This is a genomic window from Pseudomonas crudilactis, assembly GCF_013433315.1.
In the GTDB taxonomy this organism is placed as follows: Bacteria; Pseudomonadota; Gammaproteobacteria; order Pseudomonadales; family Pseudomonadaceae; genus Aquipseudomonas; species Aquipseudomonas crudilactis.
On record NZ_WXVV01000001.1, the window covers coordinates 129307 to 153847 of the forward strand.

24 protein-coding genes are annotated in these 24541 nt (G+C 56.5%); 15 read left to right on the forward strand and 9 right to left on the reverse strand.

The features are described 5' to 3' along the window. Positions 1 to 58 precede the first annotated feature (58 nt). Both GTU76_RS00555 and GTU76_RS00560 read left to right on the forward strand, forming a co-directional pair. Positions 59 to 322, forward strand: a complete 264-nt coding sequence (locus GTU76_RS00555) for a hypothetical protein (RefSeq protein WP_016986843.1) — start codon at positions 59 to 61, stop codon at positions 320 to 322. Positions 323 to 442: 120 nt separating this feature from the next. Then, on the forward strand, positions 443 to 949 hold the full coding sequence (locus tag GTU76_RS00560; protein ID WP_180697820.1) for a P-loop nucleotide/nucleoside kinase family protein: 507 nt from the start codon (positions 443 to 445) through the stop codon (positions 947 to 949). A gap of 145 nt (positions 950 to 1094) precedes the next feature. Here the strand turns inward: GTU76_RS00560 and GTU76_RS00565 are convergent, their stop codons facing one another. Both GTU76_RS00565 and GTU76_RS00570 read right to left on the reverse strand, forming a co-directional pair. Beyond that, positions 1095 to 1688, reverse strand: coding sequence for an NADPH-dependent FMN reductase (locus tag GTU76_RS00565; RefSeq protein ID WP_049802167.1), 594 nt, complete (start codon positions 1686 to 1688; stop codon positions 1095 to 1097). Then, on the reverse strand, positions 1685 to 2542 hold the full coding sequence (locus GTU76_RS00570) for a sterol desaturase family protein (protein WP_016986846.1): 858 nt from the start codon (positions 2540 to 2542) through the stop codon (positions 1685 to 1687). The genes GTU76_RS00565 and GTU76_RS00570 overlap by 4 nt, the downstream gene beginning before the upstream one ends. A gap of 67 nt (positions 2543 to 2609) precedes the next feature. Here GTU76_RS00570 and GTU76_RS00575 point away from each other — a divergent pair, with 67 nt between their 5' ends. After that, on the forward strand, positions 2610 to 3572 hold the full coding sequence (locus GTU76_RS00575) for an AraC family transcriptional regulator (protein WP_016986847.1): 963 nt from the start codon (positions 2610 to 2612) through the stop codon (positions 3570 to 3572). A gap of 115 nt (positions 3573 to 3687) precedes the next feature. Here GTU76_RS00575 and GTU76_RS00580 read toward each other — a convergent pair whose 3' ends face one another. Then, entirely contained in the window at positions 3688 to 4077 is a 390-nt protein-coding gene (locus GTU76_RS00580) for a winged helix-turn-helix transcriptional regulator (protein ID WP_016986848.1), read from the reverse strand. A gap of 113 nt (positions 4078 to 4190) precedes the next feature. Here GTU76_RS00580 and namA point away from each other — a divergent pair, with 113 nt between their 5' ends. After that, positions 4191 to 5231 (forward strand): NADPH dehydrogenase NamA, encoded by a 1041-nt coding sequence (gene namA / locus GTU76_RS00585; protein WP_180697821.1) that lies wholly within the window; start codon positions 4191 to 4193, stop codon positions 5229 to 5231. Positions 5232 to 5271: 40 nt separating this feature from the next. After that, on the forward strand, positions 5272 to 5655 hold the full coding sequence (locus GTU76_RS00590) for a nuclear transport factor 2 family protein (RefSeq protein WP_016986850.1): 384 nt from the start codon (positions 5272 to 5274) through the stop codon (positions 5653 to 5655). Between the two features lie 132 nt (positions 5656 to 5787). Here the strand turns inward: GTU76_RS00590 and GTU76_RS00595 are convergent, their stop codons facing one another. Further along, positions 5788 to 6798, reverse strand: a complete 1011-nt coding sequence (locus GTU76_RS00595; RefSeq protein ID WP_180697822.1) for a zinc-dependent alcohol dehydrogenase family protein — start codon at positions 6796 to 6798, stop codon at positions 5788 to 5790. A gap of 175 nt (positions 6799 to 6973) precedes the next feature. Here GTU76_RS00595 and GTU76_RS00600 point away from each other — a divergent pair, with 175 nt between their 5' ends. Further along, complete coding sequence (locus GTU76_RS00600) at positions 6974 to 7888, forward strand: LysR family transcriptional regulator (RefSeq protein ID WP_180697823.1); 915 nt, start codon at positions 6974 to 6976, stop codon at positions 7886 to 7888. Between the two features lie 170 nt (positions 7889 to 8058). Continuing rightward, positions 8059 to 8520, forward strand: coding sequence for a hypothetical protein (locus tag GTU76_RS00605; protein WP_180697824.1), 462 nt, complete (start codon positions 8059 to 8061; stop codon positions 8518 to 8520). A 16-nt stretch (positions 8521 to 8536) separates the two neighbouring features. On the opposite strand, the gene GTU76_RS00610 is transcribed toward GTU76_RS00605, so the two are convergent. Beyond that, positions 8537 to 9781, reverse strand: coding sequence for an MFS transporter (locus GTU76_RS00610; RefSeq protein WP_180698000.1), 1245 nt, complete (start codon positions 9779 to 9781; stop codon positions 8537 to 8539). Between the two features lie 230 nt (positions 9782 to 10011). Between GTU76_RS00610 and GTU76_RS00615 the strand changes: the two genes are divergently transcribed. From GTU76_RS00615 to GTU76_RS00635, 5 genes are all read left to right on the forward strand, one after another. After that, positions 10012 to 10944 (forward strand): AraC family transcriptional regulator, encoded by a 933-nt coding sequence (locus GTU76_RS00615; protein WP_180697825.1) that lies wholly within the window; start codon positions 10012 to 10014, stop codon positions 10942 to 10944. Between the two features lie 77 nt (positions 10945 to 11021). Then, positions 11022 to 11477: a (2Fe-2S)-binding protein gene (locus GTU76_RS00620; RefSeq protein WP_039772180.1), complete on the forward strand. Its 456-nt coding sequence runs from the start codon at positions 11022 to 11024 to the stop codon at positions 11475 to 11477. Next, on the forward strand, positions 11477 to 13729 hold the full coding sequence (locus GTU76_RS00625; RefSeq protein ID WP_180697826.1) for a xanthine dehydrogenase family protein molybdopterin-binding subunit: 2253 nt from the start codon (positions 11477 to 11479) through the stop codon (positions 13727 to 13729). Before GTU76_RS00620 ends, GTU76_RS00625 begins: the two co-directional genes overlap by 1 nt. 17 nt (positions 13730 to 13746) lie before the next feature. Next, positions 13747 to 15099: a c-type cytochrome gene (locus GTU76_RS00630; RefSeq protein ID WP_180697827.1), complete on the forward strand. Its 1353-nt coding sequence runs from the start codon at positions 13747 to 13749 to the stop codon at positions 15097 to 15099. A gap of 12 nt (positions 15100 to 15111) precedes the next feature. Then, positions 15112 to 16116, forward strand: a complete 1005-nt coding sequence (locus GTU76_RS00635) for an XdhC family protein (RefSeq protein ID WP_180697828.1) — start codon at positions 15112 to 15114, stop codon at positions 16114 to 16116. A gap of 112 nt (positions 16117 to 16228) precedes the next feature. On the opposite strand, the gene GTU76_RS00640 is transcribed toward GTU76_RS00635, so the two are convergent. Next, a complete protein-coding gene (locus GTU76_RS00640; protein WP_175554351.1) occupies positions 16229 to 17164 on the reverse strand; it encodes a DUF1848 domain-containing protein in 936 nt (311 codons plus the stop codon). Next, positions 17154 to 17999, reverse strand: a complete 846-nt coding sequence (locus GTU76_RS00645; RefSeq protein WP_175554352.1) for a hypothetical protein — start codon at positions 17997 to 17999, stop codon at positions 17154 to 17156. Before GTU76_RS00645 ends, GTU76_RS00640 begins: the two co-directional genes overlap by 11 nt. A gap of 554 nt (positions 18000 to 18553) precedes the next feature. Here GTU76_RS00645 and GTU76_RS00650 point away from each other — a divergent pair. Together GTU76_RS00650 and GTU76_RS00655 are read left to right on the forward strand one after the other, a co-directional pair. Next, a complete protein-coding gene (locus tag GTU76_RS00650; protein WP_180697829.1) occupies positions 18554 to 20959 on the forward strand; it encodes a membrane-bound PQQ-dependent dehydrogenase, glucose/quinate/shikimate family in 2406 nt (801 codons plus the stop codon). Positions 20960 to 21044: 85 nt separating this feature from the next. Next, entirely contained in the window at positions 21045 to 22343 is a 1299-nt protein-coding gene (locus GTU76_RS00655; RefSeq protein WP_180697830.1) for a carbohydrate porin, read from the forward strand. A 62-nt stretch (positions 22344 to 22405) separates the two neighbouring features. On the opposite strand, the gene GTU76_RS00660 is transcribed toward GTU76_RS00655, so the two are convergent. Next, positions 22406 to 22666 (reverse strand): hypothetical protein, encoded by a 261-nt coding sequence (locus GTU76_RS00660; protein ID WP_163013585.1) that lies wholly within the window; start codon positions 22664 to 22666, stop codon positions 22406 to 22408. Between the two features lie 189 nt (positions 22667 to 22855). On the opposite strand from GTU76_RS00660, the gene alaE reads away from it, so the two are divergent. Continuing rightward, the gene (alaE, locus tag GTU76_RS00665) at positions 22856 to 23317 is read left to right on the forward strand and encodes an L-alanine exporter AlaE (RefSeq protein WP_180697831.1); all 462 of its coding nucleotides are present in this window, start codon (positions 22856 to 22858) and stop codon (positions 23315 to 23317) included. Between the two features lie 87 nt (positions 23318 to 23404). Here alaE and GTU76_RS00670 read toward each other — a convergent pair whose 3' ends face one another. Further along, positions 23405 to 23884: a metal-binding protein gene (locus GTU76_RS00670; RefSeq protein WP_180697832.1), complete on the reverse strand. Its 480-nt coding sequence runs from the start codon at positions 23882 to 23884 to the stop codon at positions 23405 to 23407. Positions 23885 to 24541: the final 657 nt, after the last annotated feature.

Genomic DNA, 24541 nt, shown 5'->3' on the forward strand with positions numbered 1-24541 from the left:
TGTGGATACTCGTGAAGTTGATGGCCGTCGTTAAAGACATCTTCAGGTAAGGATTTTTATGAGCAGATTGTCGGCACTGATCATGCAGGCACGTGAAGGGCTATGCATTCAACAGAAGATTCCCCAAGAAAAATGGAAGGCGATTGCCTCTAAATGTGGTCCTGCAGAGATAGCAGAAATCACCGAGCGAATCGCTACATTGAAAGCTGAACTGAGAACCATCGAAGAATGGGATGGTGAAACCATGGACGATATAAATATCGCCATCTACCAATTTTCTCTTTTGCTGGAACTGTCAGTTGGTCGCCAATTAAATAGTTGACCGTCAGCTTTGGACCGTTTTCTCTTCCTCTCGCGACGGGCAGAGATCGGCCAGAAGCGGACATTGGTTTCGGTAGGTATTGGCCTAGACTGGGTCAACTCAATCATCGAAGGACATAGAATGCTTATTGTCTTCAGCGGCCTTCCAGGTACTGGAAAAACGACTATAGCAAGTGACCTTGCCACCAAAGCAAGGGCGGTGTATCTGCGGATCGATACGATCGAGCAGGCTATCCGAAACTCCGGTGCTCTGGCACAAGACGTGGGGCGCAGTGGTTATAGGGTCGCTAATGAGCTTGCTCTGAGCAATCTTCGTTTTGGCAGTCTTGTCATAGTCGACTGTGTTAACCCAGTAATCGAAAGCCGAAACGCGTGGAGCGAGATCGCTACTCGCTCCGGTACGCCATTAGTGAATATCCAGGTGGTCTGCTCTGATAAATATGAACACCAGCGACGGGTAGAAACCAGGAAGATTGATATTCCTGGTCTGTCGCCACCCACCTGGCAGTCAGTATTGGATCATGAGTATGAGCCGTGGGATAACGCTCCGTTTAATATAGATACAGCCGTGACGTCTCCGGCGGAGGCAGTGGCAATGATCACTAAACGATTTTTATCCGAGGAGTAGCGCCAGCTAAAAGCTCTACGTAACAACGGGCGATCAGCAGACGCTTGCCGCTTTTGGCTGAACGCTGGCGGTCGACAACGGCGGCTTCCGGCCAGAAGCGGACAGTACTATTTCAACGACGAGAAATTGTTGAAGTGCGAGAATCTCACATCCCCGTGGAGAACTCAGGTGGATGTTTGATTGCAGTTCGCATCGTACGCAAGGCGTCATCGTATTGGCAAAGAACATGCAAAGCCCAATCGGCACGTGCGCGGAGGCGAACATCATTTTCATCTGAAGGAAATTCAGTGTTAAACATTGATTCAACGTTTCTTACAATCAGTTGCTCAGGCAAATACAGGATCCGGCTATTTTTATAGCTCGAAGAACGTAACTCTGTAATTGGATAGGCTCCACCAAGTCCAGCCGAAACGCCAACCAGAAGCGCGGGCTTATGTCCTAGTTCGCTGAGCCCTGCGTACAAAAAGAAGTTCTTCAGGGCCGGGCAAGCCATGCCATTCCACTCTGGGCTAATCACGATCAATGCTGTTGCTTTTTTGAGGATGGATTGCTGGACACTCCAGGCTTTCTGAGTGTCTTCTTCTGGCCACAGCGGTAGCGGGTTCGACTCCAGATCTATTAGTTCGCTTGAGTCACAAAGCTCAAGTGCTTCTAACCGCTCGCGCAGGTAATTGGCAACTTTGATTGATTGACTGTTGGATCTATTCGATCCAGACAGCAGAACGATATGACGATTCATTGTGCAACCTTCTGTTTAGCTTCACTTACCTTGGGTGCGGTGCGATGGGAGCGAACGATTGGCCAGAACAATTCTTCTTTCCAGGTTATCGGTGACAAGTGTTCGATACCGTATGCTGGCGGACGTCTACGGGTAATTTTGGCTGTTCCGAACAACACATCCCATAAGAACAACAGGTTACCGAAATTACCTTTGTAATGAGTCACGCCATCCTCTGCAGTCAAACCGTGATGCGCAGAATGAGTGGATGGAGTGGAGATGGTTCGCTCCAGAACCCAAATGATCGGCCGTAAAGCACGAATGCGATAAAGTTTGTCGTCCCATGCAACATTGCTGTGCGCCGCGAAGATCACAGTCATTTTTATAATCAAATAAACATAATAAACGGGTGCGAGCCCCAGATAAATCAACACGCCAGATAGCCAGATACCTGGCATCAAGAGATAGTAGAAACTATTGTTGCGATAGACGATGCGAATACTCATATAGGGCGCGGAATGATGTGCGCGATGCAATGCATAAAGAGCGGGAATCCGATGAGTCAGGCGATGCCACCAATATTGGGTCATGTCATCCAGCAGTAGAAACAACGCAAATCCTGCGATCCATGGAATGGAGGACAGCGCGCCCTTCATTTCCGGGATGGCCTGATTCAATACCGTGCCACTTAGCCACATGACTAAAGGGAATGTGACCATCACTAATATTCCGGAGCCGATGACTTCAATGAGTACGTCACGTTTACTACCTGACGGCTGACGAAGCGAGGAACAGGCAAGTTCCAGTAAAATGAAGGAGAGGAAAATCCCGGCTACTATCAAAGCGGGGTTATTGACGAGCATTGTTGTATTCATGGCACTCTCGATTTAGGCCCTTGCGGGCAATGCCCTTTCATTAGAAACCTGCGAGCAAGTCCTCCCAATGCGCGAAATGGACAAAATTGAGCTAGAACCGGCCAACCGCCCACCCCAACGCTTTCATCGAGGCAGGCTGGGCCAGGTATTGGAACGCTTCCTTGATAGCCAGGTTGCCCGGAAAAGTACGGATTACAACCTGATCGAACTGGATCAACTGTGGCGCGAGGCGGCACGTATCGATCCGGCAATCGGATTAAAATTGTTCGCGCTATTCACACCCCAGGACTTGCATGTCCTGGCTTATCTTTGCCTGTACAGTCCCGATATTTTGTCAGCTATGCACCTTTGGGCCCGGTACGCACCTCTTGCCTCGGACACCGACAATGTAAGGTTGGTAAATGACGAAAACGGCGTCGGAGTCGAATTGAACGTTGATGCGCCAGGAGAGTTGGCGCGGTATGTCGTCGAACACTACGGGGTGATGTCCATAGCGCAGTTACGACAAGGTACAGGACACAATGTGCAGCCGATTTTGGCAAAGTTCACTCATTCGCGTCCGTCGTATTACAAGCAGTACACCCAATGGTTTGGTGATCGAGTCGAGTTTGATTGCTCGATCAACTGCTTCTATTTTCATCCTCGAAGCTTAAGCCTGCCAATGCAAACCCGTCATCACGGGATGTTGGAATTATTAACGCAGGAGCTGGATCGACGGATCGCCGCGCATCGGAATTTCAGCGGTTGGTCAGCCAAGGTTGCTGAAGGAGCGCGACGATCTCTAGCGAGACGTGAAATTCCCAATCTGGACAATCTGGCGAAGTCGCTGCACCAGACACCAAGGACCTTGCGCAGACGGCTGGAAGAGCAAGGTACAACCTTCAGACAATTGCTCGATCAGATTCGCGCAGAATTGGAAATGCATCTTGAATTGCAAGGAGAGTCATTAACCGAGATTGCCGCTCAACTTGGTTACAGCGATTTGACAGCGTATCTCCACGCCCGAAGCCGATGGCGTGACATGAAATAAGGTGGCGGCCCGATTTTTTCGTAACCGCAGCGCCATCTCAAAAATTCGCCTCATCCGCGCGGTTGATTGCGCTCGTGCAGTTTCAACCCCCTTCACCTCTCAACATCGCCATGATTCAAGCCAGAGATTCCAGTTTGTCGTCACAGACTGCAGAACGCCTGAGTTCCAGGATCGTGCGTTCATGCACTGCTCCCCACTCTCGCATCGCACTCACCAATGGCGCGAGTGAGTTACCTAACGCTGTAAGCGAATACTCCACTTTGGGTGGCACCTCGCGATAGATTTCGCGATGAATCACCCCGTCAGTCTCCAGTTCTCTCAGCTGGAGTGTCAGCATCCTCTGCGTGATATCTGGAATCAATCGACGCAGCTCGTTGAAGCGCTTCGTGCCTGACATCAGGTGAAAAAGTATGAGCGATTTCCATTTTCCACCAATGACATCGACAGTGAACGCCACGGGGCACGCGAAAGCCTCGATTTCATCCTGAGGGTTACATTTTTTCACTGTTATCACCTTGGTATAAAAAGTGTGCCTACCGCACAAAATTGTGCGTACTTACGTCGATGTGCTGCAAAAGTTAGCATGGATTCCATATTTACCACTATGGAATCGGACAGATGAGTTTGTTGTTATCACCCTATGAAATTAAGGGCCTCACCCTGAAAAACCGCGTCGTCATGTCCCCTATGTGCATGCACATGGCGGCGGATGATGGCTTCGTCACTGACTGGCACCGCGTTCATTACGGAGCTCGTGCCTTGGGTCAGGCAGCACTGATTTTTCCCGAAACGCTGGCCATTCAGGCTGACGGTCGTATTGGAGCCGGTGACCTTGGCATCTGGAGCGATGAGCACGTTGTCGGCTTGAAGGCGCTGACGGAATTGCTTCACGGCTTTGGTGCCAAAGCCGGCGCTCAGATCGGCCATGCGGGGCGCAATGCTGACCTGCCCGGTCTGATTCACATCGCGCCATCGGCGATTCCATTTACGCAAACCAGCCCTGTTCCTCGCGAACTCGCGGCTGACGAGATTCCGGGGCTGGTTAAACTTTTTGGCGATGCCGCACGGCGTGCCAGCGAAGCGGGCTTCGATGTGCTTGAGATCCATGCCGCGCACGGCTACTTGTTAAGCGAGTTTCTTTCGCCGCTGGCTAACACCCGCGACGACGAATATGGCGGTGATGCCGAGCGTCGTTATCGCTTCCTGCGCGAGGTGCTGGAAGAGGTCAAAACGCATTGGGGAGATCGCCCTCTGTTCGTTCGCATCTCCAGTTCTGATTACGCCGAAGGCGGAAACACGCCCGAGTCGTTCCTCGAATATGGTCGCTGGATGAAAGAACAGGGCGTTGACTTGATCGACTGCAGCTCCGGTGGGATCAAGATGGTAAAGGTTGAAACCTACCCGGGTTACCAGGTGCCGGCCGCTGAATTACTGCGTAAGGAGTTGCATATCGCAACAGGCGCTGTGGGTGTGATCCAGAGTGGACGTCAGGCTGAAGAAATCCTGCAAAACGGCCGAGCAGATCTGGTGTTTGTCGGGCGGCAAATGCTCCGAGATCCATTCTGGGTTCGCACCGCTGCAGATGATCTTAAAGAAATCATTGAGATTCCTACCGCCTACACACGTTATGGATCTGTCTGGCTTGATACCAAAGCCTGATGCCTTTGTTGCACTAATCCTATGAAGCAGGAGCAAGCACATGAGCAAGCCGACTTACGTTGAAGAATACCAAGCCATCACCGAGGTGCTTAACAAGTACATTGAGGGCTGCAAGCAGGCCAAAAGCAGCATCATGAAGCCAGCCTTCAGTGAACAAGCGACCATGTTCAGCGTCGATGGCGACGGTAAGCTGACGGGCGGCGCAATTTCAATCCTGTTCGACGGGATCGACAAGGGTTTCCGCCCTTCTCCTGATGCACCGGCGGCTATCGTTCGCGTCGAAGTCGTTGGTAGTGCCGCTAGTGCTCGCATCGACGCCAACGACATGTCAGGTATCTCTTTCACTGACTTTTTTCATCTGCTGAAAGTTGATGGCAAGTGGACTGTGATTAGCAAGATTTTTCAAACTCATGTAGCGCCTTGATGGAATGGGTCGCCCGACGGCCGCTGCTTATGCGTTGACATCGGAATCTGAGCCTCGTTCGGCTCAGACTCTGGTGGCGAACAAGCTGCGATGAGCGAGAAAAAAGGCGCCAGAATTGGCGCCTTAACGTTATTAAGCGACTTTGATAACAACCTTCCCAAACGCTCCCCTCGCGAGATGTTCGTAAGCTTCTCGTGCTTTTTCGAACGGATATACCTGATCGATCACGGGACGGATTTCATGCTCGTTGAGGAAAGTATTCATCCGGTCAAATGATGAACGCGGCGCCACGGCGATTCCGCGAATGGTCGTCTGGCGGAAAATGAGTGGCATCAGATTGAGTTCAACGGTTTGTCCTGTCAGAAAGCCGATCTGCGCAATACGCCCCGATGCCTTGGTTGCTGCGACCGATTGGTTGATGCCACTGCCACCGGCCACATCGAGTAGCAGATCCACGCCCTTGCCTTCGGTCAGCTTCAGCACTTCGTCCGCCCAATTCGGCGTCGTTCTGTAGTTGATGCCCGCCACAGCCCCCAGCCCCGTCACGGTTTGCAGATTCTGGTCGCTGCTCGATGTTGCGATGACCTTCGCGCCAAGTGCGGTAGCAATCTGCACGGCAAATATCGATACACCCCCAGTGCCTTGAACCAATACGGTTTGACCCGGCTGGATTTGTCCAAAGTCCACCAGCGAATACCAGGCTGTGAGCGCAGCAATGGGCAGTGTTGCCGCCTCCTCGTCGCTCATGTTGTCGGGTGCACCGACGGCGCTGTCTTCATGGATGATCATGTATTCGGCCAGACCGCCGGGCAACGGTGAACCGAAGCAGTAATCGGGTTCGTTCGGCCCTGGCTCGCCATCCAGCCAGCATGAATAAAGGTGGGAGTTGACGCGATCACCGACTTTAAAGCGCGTGACGTCGGCACCAATGGCGACCACCGTGCCGGCTGCATCGCTCACGGGAATCAGCGGTTTGGGCACCCTGTGCGGTTCATAAATGCCGTCGACGATAGCCTTGTCGCGAAAGTTGAGCGAGACAGCACCGACCTTCACCAGTAACTCGCCAGCCTTGGGTTGCGGGGTCGCTACCTCTCCGAATTGCAGGTTGTCGAGTCCGAAATCGTTCAATAACCAAGCTTTCATTGCCAATCTCCAATTACACATCAATGGCCTCGAACCAGAACCGGTTCCGCCTTGGGTGCATTTTTCGCTGTTGAAGGTGCGCAATAAATGCGTGGAAAAAGACATGATTGTTCTATTCTTGGATAACAATCATGTTCAATCTCTTGATTCACTCGGGTGTTCATAGGAAGGCGTCATGGAATTGCTTCAATCGATGCGCCTGTTCGCCAGGCTTGCCGAACTTGGCAGCTTTACCAAAGCTGCCGAATCGCTAGACATCGGGCGACCTCAGGTCACTCGGTATATCCAGGAGTTGGAAACGTCATTGGGCGTGCGCTTGTTCCAGCGCACCACGAGAAAGGTCGCACTCACCGCCGAGGGCGAGAGGTTCTATGAGCGGGTACAGGAAATTCTGGCGGGTATTTCTGCTGCGACCTCAATGTTCGATCGATCAGGAGCAACGCTCACAGGCCGACTTCGCGTCGATATCCCAAGCGCCTTCGCGCAGATGAAATTCATCAATAGCCTTAAAGAATTCACCGTCTCCTACCCCAGTATCAACATGGTTCTGGGCGTGACTGATCGGGCTGTCGACTTGATCGGCGAAGGCGTCGACTGTGCATTGCGCATCGGCGATCTACCGGATTCGACCTTGATCGCTCGCCCTATCGCGATGGCGACGATGGTGACATGTGCCGCGCCCGGGTATTTGAAAGAGCATGGCGAACCCAAGACACTCGACGATCTGGCCTCCCATCGAGGCGTCAACTTCTTGTCCGGTCAGAGCAACAGAACATTGCCCTGGCATTTTTCGGTGAAAGGTCAGGATCGGTCCTTTGTGCCTGACGCCGGCATCACCGTCACCGAGTCGAATGCGTACGTTCAGTGTGGCGTGTCGGGCTTCGGAATAATTCAGGCACCCGGGATCGCCGTGGCCAAGCATTTGGAAAGTCGCGGTTTGGTGGAAATTCTAAAGCCTTATCGGCCAGCCCCTCGCCCGGTGTCGTTGCTATACCCGAGCCGGACTCATCTGGCGCCCCAGGTTCAAGCTTTTATCGAGTGGCTGCAAGAGCGATTTGCGCAGCTTCATTCTGACTGGCTGGAACTCTAGCGATCGAGCTGTGTAAACGGTGGTTACGGGGCGGAACTAGTCCTTCGCGAACGTCAGTTCTTACCCAATTCACATAACACCCTTATGTAACCCGGAAACACGCCGATACCGTGCTGCAGCAAGGAAGCACCGCAGCAGCACTGACTCCCTAGAAGGAAGGACCCCGATCAATGTTGGAACACCTCTGGCGCAGCATACATTCTCCGGACTACTTGCCCAACGTACTGGAGTGGATGCTCCATATTCTGCTCAGCCCGTTCATGGTGATCATGTGCCTGATGGTCGGAGCGCTGGCCGGCAAATGGTGGAGAGCACTGCCCTACGGCAGTCTGACTTGTTATGTGGTCTTCCTGAGCCGGTCTTCTTTCTATCGGTGGGAAAGCATTTTCCCCCTGGCCGGCCTGCCTGCGCTTGCGATCAATGGCGCGCTGTTGGCGCTCCTCGGCTTTTATTTGAAAGGCGTACTCAGAACCCGCTCTGAAGCACAACCCGAAGGCCATTGGCTGCGCAGGCTTTATCAAGGCCTTAAGATCGCCATGCTGACAGTCATGGTGATGTTCTGGGGAGTCGTCGTGCTGTTTGTTGTGGTCTTCACTGTCTCGGTCGCTACCCAGCCGTCATTGGCGCACTGAGCAGCTTCCTGCTTGATCAGACAAATCGGGACCCAGCTTCGCCGGAAACAGCGTCCGAATGAGCTGCCGTTTCGACAAGATGAACTTCCGTGGCATTGCGCCCCGCCAACCAGGCCAGCACAGACGCGACAACCAACACCGCGGCGCTAAGCTCGAACGTAGCTTTATAACCACTCAGATCAAAAGCCAGACCACCAATGATCGCGCCTCCCGCGATTGCCAGTTGGACAATCGCCACGAGCAAGCCGCCTCCGGCCTCCGCATCATCCGGAAGCGTTTGCGCCAGCCATGTCCACCAACCGACTGGCGCGGCCGTGGCGACCAGTCCCCAGAGGCCGAGCAAAATGGCGGTCAACACCGGTGATTTGCCGAAGCTGACCAGCGCCAGCGCGATGGCCGCCATGATCAGCGGGATGACGGTCAACGTGCGGTAGAGGCCCCGGCCCATAAACCGTTCGATCAGAAAGGTACCGATAAAACCGGCCAGTCCCAGCCCCAGCAGCATCAAGGACAACGTAGAAACGCTGACGCCGGTCACGCCTTCAAGAAAAGGCCGCAGGTAGGTGAACAGCATGAACTGGCCCATGAAAAATACGCTGACGGCGATCATGCCCAAGGCCACTGGCAATTGCTTCATCAGCCGAAGGACGTTGCCGCTTCCGGCCTGGCGCTCGACCTTGAAGGACGGCAGGCTGATCAGCAGCCACACGGAGGCAAGCACTGCGACCGGAACCACGCAGAAGAATGCGCCGCGCCAGCCAATCAGCGAGCCGAGAAAGCTGCCCGCCGGAGCGGCGATGACCGTGGCCAGCGCGTTACCGCCATTGACGATGGCCAGCGCTCGCGAAACCTGTTCAGGCTTCACCAGACGTATTGCGGTCGCCGCCGACAGCGACCAGAAACCACCAATCGCGATCCCGATCAACGCACGTCCAAACATGAATGAAGGGTAACCCGGCGCGACCGCGACGATCGTACCGGAGACGATCATCAGCAAGGTAAGGCCCAGCAACAATTTCTTGCGTTCGACGCGCGCGGCGACCGAGGCGATCAACAGGCTGGTGATCAAGGCAAAGGCGCCCGACACGGAAATCCCCTGCCCGGCCTGGCCTTCGGTGATGTGCAGGTCTGCCGCAATCGGCGTCAGCAGGCTGACCGGCATGAACTCTGAAGCGACCAAAGCGAATGCGGCCAGCGACATGGCCAGCACGGCGCTCCAGCCGCCTGTTTTTTTGGAAGGATCTGTAGAAGGAAATGTCATTGGAACGACCTGTGATGCGAAAAAACGGGTGGATGTGATGCGCAGGGGCAAGCAGTGTGTCGCCCATCCTGGCACCGCCCCTGAAACAGATAGACACATTCTCCCGGTCAATCCGGCCCTTCCCTAGTGCATTCCTCTTGAATGCTTGCCTGATCCTCTGGCGATGCAGGGTGATGGATAGGAAACGTCTCGCGCGCGCATTAGAGTTCGCTCAACAGGAGTGACCCGACATGATCCCAACCCCTCTGCCCCAGGAATCGCCTTTGGCGGTGAACATCGACCCGCGCGTGAGCGCGCCGGGTGACTTCGCCACGGCCATACCCGGACTGTCGCTGTTTCGTCGCGACCAGCCGGCGCCCCCCGTGGTGTGCATGATCGAACCCAGCCTGATTCTCGTCGGTCGCGGCGAAAAGCGTTTGTGGGTTGGTGGTGAGGGTTACAGCTATGACCCTTCGCGGTTTCTGGTGACGTCGCTGGACCTGCCCGCCAACTCCGAAGTGACGCTTGCCAGTCCCGAACAGCCCTGTGTCGGTCTGGTGCTGAAACTGGATGTGAGCATGCTCGCCGAAGTCATCACCAAGAGCGGCTTGCCGGCCAAGCGGCAGCCATCAACGGGCACCGGCGCCGCGATTGGCAGCCTGTCGTCCGCGCTGGAGGGCGCACTTGACCGCCTGCTGGCATTGCTCGACGAACCCGAGGCGATCCCGGTGCTGGCGCCGCTGATTTTGCGCGAGATCCACTATCGGTTGCTGCATACCGACCAAGGTGCACGGCTGCGGCAGATCACGGCCGTCGATGGTCAGGGTTATCGCATCGCCAAGGCGATTGACTGGCTCAAGGTCAACTACGCAGATGCCCTGCGCATCGACGATCTGGCCGCGCGTGTGCAGATGAGCGCGCCGACCTTTCACCATCATTTCCGTCAGCTCACCGGTATGAGTCCGCTGCAGTACCAGAAATGGCTGCGCCTCAACGAAGCGCGGCGGCTGATGCTGGTCGAGCGCCTCGACGTTTCGCGCGCGGCGTTTGCGGTCGGCTATGAAAGCCCTTCGCAGTTCAGCCGTGAATATGGCCGCCTGTTCGGCACCGCGCCGAGTCGTGACATCGCCCTCCTGCGCGGGCAGCCATTTGAAGCAGAAGCGCTCGGCACAATAGCGAATTGAACGAAAAACGCTGATGCGCCTCGCCGCGTGTCACCGCTCATAACAATGCACGTCAACCGATGATCAGCGGGTGAATCATGGAACTACGAATCAACCAGAAGACCTATCAGGTCGATGCCGACGCCGATACACCCTTGCTGTGGGTGATTCGCGATGATCTGGGCATGACCGGGACCAAGTACGGCTGCGGACTGGCGCAATGCGGCGCCTGTTCGGTGCTGGTGGACGGCAACGTCGTGCGCTCGTGCGTCACGCCGGTGGCGGGTGTGGTCGGTCGCGAGGTCACCACCATTGAGGCCATCGAAAGCGATGACGTGGGCAAACGTGTGGTCTCGACCTGGGTCGATCTGCAGGTCGCGCAGTGCGGCTACTGCCAGTCCGGCCAAGTGATGGCCGCCACCGCGCTGCTCAAGCAAAACCCCAAACCGAGTGATGCGCAGATCGAAGCGGCGATGGTCAATCTGTGCCGCTGCGGTACTTACAACGCGATTCATGCCGCCGTGCATGAGCTTGCCGGCAAGGGAGACGCGTGATGAACGTTCGAATCGACCCTTCACAGCAAGCCTCGGTACTGGATCTGCACGAACCGATCAATGTATCCCGCAGGCGTTTTCTGACCGGAACTGCCGTCGGCGCACTGGTGCTCGGTTTCGGCCTGCCGCTCGGTGCAACACGCGTGCAAGCTGCCGTTGCAGCAGCGACGGCCGAACGCGGCACGCAGGTCCCGGCGTTTCTCGAGATCCGTCCAGACAACCGCGTGCGTCTGCTCTGCCCGTTCATGGAAGGCGGACAAGGCACGTTCACGGCGATGGCACAAATCGTCGGTGAAGAACTCGATGCCGATCCGTCGACCTTTCTGGTCGAAGCCGCACCGCCCGGCGAAGCCTATGTGGTGTTGGAAAACGGCATGCGCATCACCGGCGGCAGCATGTCGGTGCGCATGAGCTACCCGGTCATGCGCCGCCTCGGTGCCCTCGCCCGCGCCATGTTATTGCAGGCGGGCGCGCAGCAACTTGGCGTGCCGGTGAGCGAGTTGACTACCGAGCCGGGCAAAGTCGTGCATGCCAAGTCAGGCCGCTCGTTGGCCTACGGTGAACTGGCTGAGCGCGCGATGGATCTGCCGGTTCCCGATCCGGCCTCTGTGAAGCTGCGTGATCCGAGCCAGTTCCGCTGGATCGGCAAACCGGTGAAACGCCTCGATGCCTACGACAAGTCCACCGGCAAGGCGCTGTACAGCATCGATCTGAAGGTCGACGACATGCTCCATGCCGCCGTTCAACATGCCCCGCGCCTGGGCATGACGGTCGGCAACCTGCGCAACGAAGAGCAGGTCAAGGCGATGAAAGGCGTGCATTCCGTGCATCGTCTGCCGGGCGCCGTGGCGGTGGTCGCGGAGCGCTGGTGGCATGCCAAACGTGCCGTCGAGGCGATCCAGGTCGACTGGCAAGAGCCAACGGCCGATAGCAAAGTGCGGCCGATGCCCGCCGACTTTTCCAGCGATGCCTGGTTCAAACGCCTCGCGGAAGATAAAGGCCCGGCCAAAGATGATGAAAACCAAGGCGACGTGGCGTCGATTTTCAAGGACACCAAGACCCGGATCGACGCCACTTACCACAACCAATACCTGAACCACGGTCAACTGGAACCGCCTTCAGCACTGGCCCGATTCAACCCCGACGGTTCGCTGGAAGTCTGGCTGCCGAATCAGGCGCCGGACATGTTCCGCGCCGACATCGCCAAACGCACGGGCCTCGATCTTTCGCGCATCACCTTGCATTCCCCGCTGCTGGGCGGGTTCTTTGGCCGGCATTTTCTCTACGACTCGGCCAGTCCCTACCCTCAGGCGATCGCGTTGTCCAAGGCCGTTGGCCGACCGGTCAAACTGATCTGGAGTCGCGAAGAAGAGTTCCTGCGTGACGTGCTGCGCCCGGTTGCCGCAGTGAATTTCCGCGCTGCGCTGGACAGCGACGGCTGGCCGCTGGCAATCGAAGCGATCAGCGCCACCGAAGGCCCGACCGAAGCGCTCGCCGGCAAGCAGGGTGAAAAACTCGACCCCACGGCGCTTGAAGGGTTGTCGGGCAAGTCCTATGCGATCGCCAACAAACGCATCGCGCAGATCTACGTCAAAGGCCCTGCGATGCTCGGTTACTGGCGTTCGGTGGGCAATTCGCTGAACGACTTCTTCTATGAATCGTTCCTTGATGAACTGGCCGACAAGGGCGGCAAGGATCCGTTCGACCTGCGCCTGCATCTGCTGCGTGACAACAAACGCCTGACCACCCTGCTGCAAGCGGTGGGTGAACTGTCGGGTGGCTGGAAGCGCGGGCCGTTTACCGCCGAGGACGGCAGCAAACGTGCGCGCGGCGTGGCCATGGCTTCGCCGTTCGGTACGGAGACGGCGGTGATCGCCGAGGTGTCCATCGAGAACGGCCAGGTCAAGGTGCACGACATCTGGCAGGCAATTGACCCGGGCAGCATCGTCAACCCGGCGATTGTCGAAGCGCAGGTCAATGGCGCCGTGGCGCTGGGACTGTCGCAAACCCTGATGGAAGAAGCCGTGTGGATTGATGGCAAACCCCGGGCGCGCAACTACGACTTGTATCCGATCCTGCCGCCTGCGCGGATGGCTCGGGTCCATGTGCGTGTGGTCGAGAGTGGCGAAAAAATGGGTGGCATCGGTGAACCGCCGTTGCCAGCGGTCGCGCCCGCCGTCGCTAACGCGGTGGCAAGGCTAACCGGTCAGCGGGTGCGCAGCCTGCCCATGAGCCGACACACCTTCACTTGATCAGCGCCGGAGCGTCCATGAATAACAGCCGATTCGCAAGAACCGCTGGCTGGCTGGCAGTGCCGTGCCTGATCGCGGCAGGCCTGCTGGCCTGGTATGTCACCCGCGAGCCTGTCTCGCGCCTGGAAAACCATCAGATCGCCGTGTCCGACATCGACCCGGCGCTGGTCACCCGTGGCGAATACGTCGCCCGGCTCAGCGATTGCGTGGCTTGCCACAGCGTGCCGGGCGGCGCGCCGTTCGCTGGCGGCCTGGAAATGGCCACGCCGCTGGGCTCAATCCATGCGACCAATATCACCCCGGACACGGAGACCGGCATCGGCCACTACAGCCTGGCGGATTTCGACCGGGCGGTGCGCCACGGCGTGGCACCCGACAGTCGCCGGTTGTATCCGGCGATGCCCTACCCGTCCTACGCCAAACTCAGTGACGATGATGTACGTGCGTTGTATGCGTTCTTCATGAAAGGCGTGGCGCCGGTGAAACAGGCGAATATCCCCAGCACCATTCCCTTTCCGCTGAACCTGCGCTGGCCGATCGCACTGTGGAACGGCGTGTTTGTCGACGCCGAGCCCTACGTGGCCAAACCTTCGCAAGATGAACAGTGGAACCGTGGCGCTTACCTCGTTCAGGGCGCCGGCCACTGCGGCAGTTGCCACACGCCGCGCGGCCTGGCTTTCAACGAGAAGGCACTGGATGAGGCCGGTAAGCCGTACCTCGCCGGTGCGTTGCTCGATGGCTGGTACGCACCGAGCCTGCGCGATGACCACAACACCGGGCTGGGCCGCTGGAGCGAAGCGGAGATCGTGCAGTTCCTCAAGACCGGTCGCAACCAGCACGCGGTGGTCTACGGCTCGATGACCGAGGCGTTCAACAACTCCACCCAGTTCATGAGCGATGAAGATTTGACCGCGATTGCCCACTACCTGAAGTCGCTTCCCGGGGATCGCGAACGGGATGGCGCGCCGTGGCAGTATCAAGCGGTGTCGGCAGCGCAACGTCTGGACTCGCCCGGTGCGCATACCTACGTGACGCGCTGTGCTTCCTGCCACGGTCTGGACGGCAAGGGTCAACCTGAATGGATACCGCCGCTGGCCGGCGCGACTTCTGCACTGGCCAAGGAAAGCGCCTCGGCGATCAACATCACCCTGAACGGTTCGCAACGTGTGGTGGCGGCCGGCGTGCCGGACGCCTATCGCATGCCAGCCTTCCGTGAGCAGTTGTCGGATCAACAGATCGCCGAAGTGCTGACGTTCATGCGCAGCACTTGGGGCAATCAGAGCACGGCGGTTGATGCGCAGACGGTGAGCAAACTGCGTGAACACACCGATCCGGCCAGCAGCAGCCCGATCATCCTGCAGATGCGCTAAGAGGAGAGACTGATGGAAAGCATCGACTTGCTGGTCCTGCGCACAGCGCGGGACTGGCTTGCCGCCGGCGAACGTGTGTTGCTCGCCACGGTGGCGCGCACCTGGGGTTCTTCACCACGGCCGACGGGATCGATGATGGCTTTGCGTGACGACGGTCGCGTGGTGGGCAGCGTGTCCGGCGGCTGCATCGAGGATGACCTGATCCATCGCTTCACCACGGCCCATGGCGGCAGCGCTTTTAGCGACAGCGCACCGCAAGTGGTGCGCTATGGCGTCAGTGCCGATGAAGCGCATCGCTTCGGCTTGCCCTGCGGTGGCACGCTGGAACTGATCCTTGAGTTCAACCCGGCGTGGCAGTCACTCGACGCGTTGCTGTTGCAACTGGACGCCGGGCAACTGGTTCGCCGTCGTCTGGCGCTGGAGTCCGGGCAGGTGATGCTCGAACCGACCGCAACGCCGGAACAGTTCAGCTTCGATGGCGCGCAGATGCTCAACACCTTGGGGCCGGGTTATCGGATGCTGATGATCGGGGCCGGCGCGCTGGCCGAGTATCTGGCGACCATGGCGTTGTTCAACGGCTTCAAAGTGGCGGTTTGCGATCCGCGTCCCGAGTACATCGAGACGTGGGCGGTAGACGGCGTGGAGCGCATCGTCGGCATGCCGGATGACGTGGTGCGCGACTTCGCGGTCGATCTGCGCACCTGCATCGTCGCCTTGAGCCATGACCCCAAACTCGACGATCTGGCCCTGCTCGAAGCGCTGCACGGTCCGGCGTTCTACATCGGTGCGATCGGCTCGCGGCGTAACAGCCAACTGCGCCGCGAACGCCTGATCGAGCATTTTGGTGAAACCGAAGCGTCGCTTGCGCGCCTGCACGGACCGATCGGCCTGTACATCGGCAGCAAGACGCCTGCGGAAATCGCCGTCAGCGTGATGGCGGAGATTCTTGCGGCGAAGAATGGCGCGAGCCTGCCGAAAGCGTTTTCAATTGCCAGGGCCAAAGCGCTCGCAGAATGAGACGCGCTCGTTATCGGCAGGCAACGACGCCAGCATTTTCCGCGCGGCACAACTCAAATGAAAGCCCGACCCTATTCACTCTATCAACAGGCCAACCGCGCATCGTCGCAGTTCAAAATAAGGACGCCTGGGATTTCACTGCTAAAAGCAAGTCAGGGTCAATGCCTTCCGCGCTGCCTACGAGAAACGGACTATCAGGATCGTGATTTCGCTTGTTTGAAATAACTCGTTCATGACTGAATGTCGCATAGCAATAAGAGCAACCATGCAGGCAAGTATTATAGACCCCAACATCAACGCTTTTGATACAGCCACACGACTCCCGTTGACCCTTATCCTTGTCACCGCTCAAAGAAAGTCCGAATACCTCCTGTATTAACCGCTCATCAATACATTTACCGTGTCCAATTTCGTTGACCTCGACTTCTTCGGCGCAGGTGAAAATCTCCATGTCATGTTGGGCAGCAGTCTTGGCCATGAAGTCTGTAAGCTTCTGCAAGCTTTCTCGATCTTTTGCAATATCGGAACAAATCAACCCCTCAACATCCCGCAAATTTTTTTCTGTCTTTTTATAGAAGTCAGAAAAGCTCACTACAACACGCCGAGTATACCCGGATAGATTCTTTGCAATTTTCTGAAACAGTCGCTTATGCTCTTCCAGAGGCAGTAGATTCGAAAGCAAAACAGGGTCATACCGCCATATGACGCGGCGCGCACCTAATTGGGAACTCAACTTCCTGAATTCCTCAATCGCTTTATACGGATTGGGAACCGAGCGCTCAAGCGAGCGCGGATACCCGGTAATCGTATACTGAAAGTAATAATTGAATCCCCTTTCATCCAACTCCGGAAGGTATGGCATTAAATTTGTCGGGTTGCGAGTCCAGAAAACGATAGCTTCGACGTCTTGCGCCAACATTGAGACGCGACGTATTTGATTGTGATTAAAAGGGTTTCGCGTAAGTAAAAAGCCAGCCCGCACTCTTTTAATAAACCATTCGGCGTAAAAAGCAGGAATATCGGTTCTTCGGCTAGCACTAATTATCACGTTTAACGCCCCAAAACACCGTCGAACTCATATTAACTTTGGGCCTGACTTGTTGAAAGATTTCGTCTGCATAAGGAAATCCCGCCCATCCTTGGTTGCCTGCCTCTGAGCAATCAACATTAGCAGCTTCAAAGACTATTCGAATCTTTCTCTCAACATCAATTTCAGCCCTATCGTTTATCACAATAACCCCGCCATTCCACATCACTCTTCTCAGCTTTTTGCCTAGATCTTTAAGATCAGACTCATCAAGTTCTGAAATCAGGTAGGAACATAACGCTATATCAAACTCCTCGTCCTCCTCTCTGAGGGTATCGAGCCCCGCCATTACATTCGCATGCATGGTATCAAGTCTGAATAAAATGTCACCTGCAACATTCAGGATGACATTACGTGCAACATCATCCCACAACGGCTCAATATCCATTCTTGTTATGAATATTCGATGCAGAGAGAAATCCTCAATTTCTTGCTTAAGAAACTCCAGAGTCGCATGTATATCACTCCCCGGCCCCCCACCCAAAGAGAGAATCCGAATAGGCGCATACCTCAGGATATTGGCTATGACATTTTCAGACACGCGCCGTAAACCTGCTCGATTCTCCGCAGCATGGACGGGAAGAAACCGGATTACATAAAGCTTGCGCTTTTCGACGCAATCGTAGCTTACGTCATTATTATCAAAGTACTGGAGTCGCAGGCACTCTACGCAGCTTGTTGAACGTGGCGTCCGGTCGGCGCATTTGGACCATTTATTACCATCAAGCTCAGCAAACATATCAGAAACAATTTTTTCCATAAAATCCTGATCGTCCCAGAAATCATAACCGTTCAATCATTTGAATACTGGCTTACGGCCATCATTCGGTCAAGCTTGATAAGCCCGTACGGTTCATTTTGAGGCATTTTCCAGAGCGTCTTGAAGGCATGCAACAGAAGCAAACCCTCGTAAATGTCGCCTGTTGGATATGCACCTTGGATTTTCTGCAAGCGTTCGCCCATTTGATTGCACACGCGTGCCCCGCCTACATCCCATTACATGAGCCTCATTAGGGTGATCACATGGTCACCATACCTGAAGATCTGCCCCTCAATCGTCGCAATATAAATGCCCGTTGGATGCGCTAATTCTACAAAGAATGCTTGCAGGCTCTTCGATTCTTGCCATTTCTGAGTAGCTCAGGCTTAGACCTGTCAAAAATACCAATATTCCTGTCGAAAAAAAGCATCTCGCTTCGGGCAGTTGGAATAAATTCGGTCCCGAGGTTAAAACGCCCCCCGTCAGGCACGTGATTCAGCAACGAACTACGCTTCACGTTGAAATTTGTGATTTAACTAGGTAGTTACCTAACTATATAATGCGCGCCTCATTTCAACGGGACACTCAACGTGAAGCAGAGTCAACGCCTCTCGGGCATATCAAAATTCATTCTGGTCGGGCTGGGCGTCGTCATCGCCCTGCTCGGCTTGGCGCTGGCTGCGGGCGGCGTGAAGTTGGTCAGCCTGGGAGGCTCGTGGTACTTCCTGGTGGGTGGCTTGGTCATGGCCGTTTCCGGTCTGCTGATCGCGCGCTTCAAGCTGGCCGGTGCGTGGCTGTTCGCCGCGTTCCTGGTGGGCACCGCGATCTGGGCGGTGAGCGATGCCGGCCTGGTGTTCTGGCCGGTGTTCTCGCGCCTGTTCATGTTCAGTGTGATCGGCCTGGTCGTGGCGCTGGTCTATCCGCTGCTCAAGCGTGCCAATGGCGGCGTTGCGGGTCGCGGCGCTTACGCCGTGGCTGCGGTGCTGGCGGTCGGCGTGGCTGTGGCGGCCGGCAATATGTTCGTCGCTCATCCAACCGTGGCGGCAACCGACACTGGTCCGGGCCTGACTCCGGTCGAGCCGGACAAAGCGCAAAAGGACTGGGCCCACTACGGCAATACCGAAGGTGGCAGCCGCTTCGCTGCGCTGGACCAGATCAATCGCGCCAACGTCGACAAGCTGAAAGTGGCATGGACCTACCACACCGGTGACGTCGCCGAGAGCGATGGCAACGGCGCTGAAGATCAATTGACCCCGCTGCAGGTCGGCAACAAGGTGTTCATCTGCACCCCGCACAACAACCTGATCGCCCTCGATGCCGACACCGGTAAAGAACTGTGGAAGAACGCGATCAACGCTCAGTCGAAAGTCTGGCAGCGCTGCCGTGGCATGGCTTATTTCGACGCCACCAAAGCCATTGCTCAGCCGAGCAACTCGTCGATCATCGAAGCCAAGCCTGCTCCGGCCGCCAATTGCCAGCGCCGTCTGCTGACCAACACCATCGATGCCCGTCTGATCGCAGTCGATGCGGACACCGGCGAGTTCTGCCAGGGTTTCGGCAACAACGGCCAGGTTGATCTGAAGGCCGGTCTGGGTAACGTGCCGGACAGCTACTATCAGTTGTCCTCCGCGCCGTTAATGGCCGGCACTACCGTGGTGGTCGGCGGTCGCGTGGCTGACAACGTGCAAGCCGACATGCCGGGCGGCGTGATCCGTGGTTTCGATGTGATGACCGGCGCCATGCGCTGGGCGTTCGACCCGGGTAACCCGCAGGACAAAAACGCACCGGCCGACGGCAGCACTTATGTGCGCAGCACGCCGAACAGCTGGGCGCCGATGTCCTATGACCCGGCCACCAATACCGTATTCCTGCCGATGGGCAGTTCGTCCACCGACATCTATGGTGTCGAGCGCAGCAAACTCGATCACACCTACGGTGCTTCGATCCTCGCGCTGGACGCCACCAGCGGTGACGAGCGCTGGGTGTTCCAGACCGTGCACAACGATCTCTGGGACTTCGACCTGCCAATGCAGCCGAGCCTGATCGACTTCACCAAGGACGGCAAAAGCATTCCGGCGCTGGTCATCGGCACCAAGGCCGGGCAGATCTACGTGCTTGATCGCGCCACCGGCAAACCGCTGACCGACGTGAAAGAAGTACCGGTGAAAGCGGCGAACATCCCGAACGAACCGTACTCCCCGACTCAGCCGAAATCGGTGGGTATGCCAGAAATCGGTGCTCAGCACCTGACTGAATCGGACATGTGGGGCGCTACTCCGTACGATCAGCTGCTCTGCCGCATCGACTTCAAAGGCATGCGCTACGACGGCTTGTACACCGCGCCGGGTACCGATAAATCCCTGAGCTTCCCGGGTTCGCTGGGTGGCATGAACTGGGGCAGCATCTCCACTGATCCGGTGCACGGTTTCATCTTCGTCAACGACATGCGCTTGGGTCTGTGGATTCAGATGATCCCGTCGCAGAACAAAGGTCAGGCCGCTGGCGGTGGCGAAGCGCTGAACACCGGCATGGGCGCCGTGCCGTTGAAAGGCACGCCGTACGCCGTGAACAAAAACCGCTTCCTGTCGGTGGCCGGCATTCCTTGCCAGGCACCACCGTTCGGCACGCTGACCGCGATCGACATGAAGACGCAGAAAGTCGCCTGGCAAGTTCCAGTCGGCACCGTTGAAGACACCGGTCCACTGGGCATCCGCATGCACCTGCCGATCAAGATCGGTCTGCCAACCCTCGGCGGCACCCTGTCGACCCAAGGTGGTTTGATCTTCATCGCTGGCACCCAGGACTTCTACCTGCGCGCCTTCAACAGCGGCAACGGTGAAGAAGTCTGGAAAGCACGTCTGCCTGTCGGCAGCCAGGGCGGCCCGATGACCTATGTTTCGCCGAAAACCGGCAAGCAGTACATCGTTATCACCGCCGGTGGTGCGCGTCAGTCGACCGATCGCGGCGACTACGTGATGGCTTACGCCTTGCCGTAAACCACGCTGTTCACGTAAAGCGCGGCACCTTCGGGTGCCGCGCTGCTTTCCCCCTATTGCTCAAGTTTTCTGCAGGAAGATTTACATGCTATCGGCTGTTGGTTTTTCCCGTTCCGACCTGTTCAAAGGCCTGTTGCTGGGCGTCGCGTGCACCACTACCCTCCCCGCGCTGGCCGACAACGATTCCGATCTGTTGACCCGCAGCACCCTCAGCGGTGACTGGGGTGGCTTGCGTCACCAGATGGATGCACAAGGCATCAAGTTCACCGGCGACTACAGCGGTGAAATGGCTTACAACGCCGATGGCGGTTTGCATCGCTCGGCGCGTTACTCGCAGAACATCAAGCTCGGCGTGCAGTTCGACCTGAGCAAACTGTACGGCGTCGACAATGCCGGCAAGGTCCAGCTGACCATCAACGACCGTCGCGGCAACAGCGCTTCGGAAGATCTGGTCGGCAACCGTCTGCCGATCCAGGAAAACTACGGTGGCCTCTACACGCGCCTGACCGAACTGAGTTACGAGCGCAGCCTGTTTACCCCGGCGCTCAACGTGAAGCTCGGTTACATGGCCATGGGTAATGACCTCGGCGGCCTCGACAGCGGCATTCTGTGCAACTTCATGAACGCCGGTTTCTGCGGCCATCCGCTGAACATGTCAGGCGGCAGCGGCTGGACCAACTACCCCAACGCGCGCCTCGGCGTGCGGGTGAAATACGATCTGTCGTCCTCGTGGCAACTGCGCGTGGCCGCGTTCAACGTCGACCCGGAAAGCAACGGCAACTCCAGTCGCGCCTGGCATCTTGGCCCGAAACACACCACTGGCACCGTGGTGCCGATTGAGTTGGTGTACAAACACGCAGGTACCCTGCCCGGCGAATACAAGCTCGGCTACTACTACGACAGCTCCGACGTAAAGCGCATCGGCAGCGACGACGAAGTCTCCGGCCGTGGCGGTCATTACCTGCTGATCGATCAGGCGGTCTGGAACTCGCCGACCTCCGAAGGTCGCAGCCTGCACGCTTTCGGTCAGTACTCGGCGGCCAGCGAAGCGGCCTCGCCGTTCAGCAAGTGGTACGGCACCGGTGTAGTTTTGTACAAACCGTTCGAAGGTCGCCCGCGAGACACCGTTGCTCTCGGTTACGGCCGCGCCGTGCCCAACCCGCGCAGCCGTGACGTGCTGCAGGACGCCGCATTGAACAACGGCACGGCGTTCCCGAACCTGGACAGCGCCGAGCAATTGATCGAACTCGGCTACGGTTATCAGGCCACGCCTTGGCTGACCCTGCGCCCGAATGTGCAGTACATCATCGAGCCGGGCGCGTTCTCCGGGCAGGACATCGATAATGCGCTGGTGTTTGGTTTGCAGGTCAAAGCGGCGCTCTGATCTCCAAATAGCAGGCAATAAAAAACCCGGTTTGAATGCCGGGTTTTTTATTGTCTTCACGATCACTTTTTCTTTTTAGCCGGCTTGTCAGCCTTCTTCGAATCCTTGGCCTTCTCAGGCTTGCTATCGGCTTTTTTCGCCGACTTCTTCGGCTCGGCATCTTTTTTCTTGTCTTTCTTGTCCTTGTCGGAGGACTTTGAAAGCGCCGAAGCCGCTGCTGATTTTTTCTCAGGTGATGACTTTTTGTCTTTCAAGTCTTTGCTGGCTTTCGAAGCGTCACCTTTGTCTTTGCTTTTCTTTTCGTCTTTAGCCACGTTGACCACCTCTCGGAGTGTGCCGGTATTGACACAGCGCCTGTGCGATTGACCACAAGCTAATCATTAGGCGAGCAGGTCCGACAGCGGTTCAGATTATTTTCAGACGGCGAAACTTTGCCAAACCTCTGCACCTCGCGGTGCTGTGACTGTCACAGCACGATGAAGCACTGGCCTATAACTGTCAGGAGAAATGAAGTGCAGCACCGCCTGCAACAGCCAACACGTCGGACTGCATTTATTGCAGACACGACGGCGCTGATCCTGTTTTTCACCACCACCGGCATCATCAATGAACGTTTGATTGCCGGCATGACCTGGGATCAGGTTCTGCACGCGCGCCTGTTGGGCGCGGCGCTGATGATTCCCGTCGCGCGACCTTACGGTCTCTGGCGCGATTGGGTGATGACGCGCGCCGGTCAGGGTCGAGTGTCCCGGTTGCTCTGGGACAGCATCGCCCTGGTCAGTTTTCAGGTGCCGATCTATGCCGCGATCATTGCCTTCAGTGGTGCATCGGGAGAAGGTCTGGTGCGCGGCACGCTGGGTGCAGCGGTGATGATGCTGGTTCTGGGGCGACCCTATGGGGCGTTTCTTAACGGGGTGCGGAGGCTGTTTGGCTTGCCTCCGGGTGGGGAAAAACCGATGTCGTTGAACGGTTGAGTGGCTGGGGGAGATTTCAGGGACAGCCCACATTCAGAAAAACGTGATCTGTCCTTTAATCCCGCTCTTCTGACCAGCTTCAACGGTTCAACCTCTCGCTCCGGTTTCATAAAAATGGTCAACGCAATAAGCTCGTCCCTTGAGTACACGTTGCTTGCAGTCCTTCGCCAGACAAGCAGAAGTATCCAGGCCGCCATGATTCTCGACCATGCGCAGCTTTATCAAAGTTTCCATATCAGCTGATTCCCAGCCCTCTGGCGAGTCCAGTTTGCGCGCGTACAGGGCTTGATATTTATCCCACTCATCCGCTCGCCAAAGCTGCCCGCACTCGGGACATTGCAATAGTTTGATCCAGTCCGCCGTTGCAAGGCAGCGCATTCCTGCGACAAACGCCGTGTAACGCTGACTAATATCTACCAGATCGTCTTTACCGTTGCAGGTACATTGCATTTTCCTACTCCGAATCTTCTTGCTTCTACTCGTTCCAGGGTGGAGGTCTGCTTCTGGCCGAAAGCTCGCTAAAAAAAGCTTGCGATCAACACGCCAGGTTGCAGATTTGCGGTTCAAAGACTTGACTCCGACTGCGCCGTTAAATTGCGGACAAGTCTTTTGCAAAGCGCTCAACCTGGCTGGGGAGGACCAACAAAGACCCATTTATTTGCCAATCACAGTCGTCATCTGACGTTGAACCCAAGTAGACGCGCAAGAACACCAAACCCGGGAAATGAGGATCTAAACAGGCCGAAAGTGCAAAATCCTCGCTCTCAGAAAGCCACTCTTTAGAAACCCCTTCCTCAAGCTGCCCAACCGACGCGAAGAATCCGTCGAGTCGAGGCAGGTGATCTGCAGAGGAGGTCCATTCCGTTGTAATTTCCGCGTGTAGATCAGTGCCCGCGAGTCGAACGACGATACAGCCAATCCGGCTGCTACACGGCGTGATGGTCAGCTTCAGCCCATCCTGTTGCATTATTTCTGCTGGCATTTCCGTACCAATGTCACGAGTGAAGTGCCGATATTACTACGTGACCGTGCAGGGGATAGGCCAGTTAGTCTTAGGTTGAAGAATCTGCTTCCGACCGGGAATTGCCCATCACGAATGTCCGCTACTGGCTGGCAGCAATAGACTGAAGCAGAGTTTTCTTTCGCTTAGGCTTCAGCTTTTTTTCGCCATGCAACAAAGAGCAGCATGCCGGCCCCAACCAGCAGCCGTTAAAGGTGAGCGGC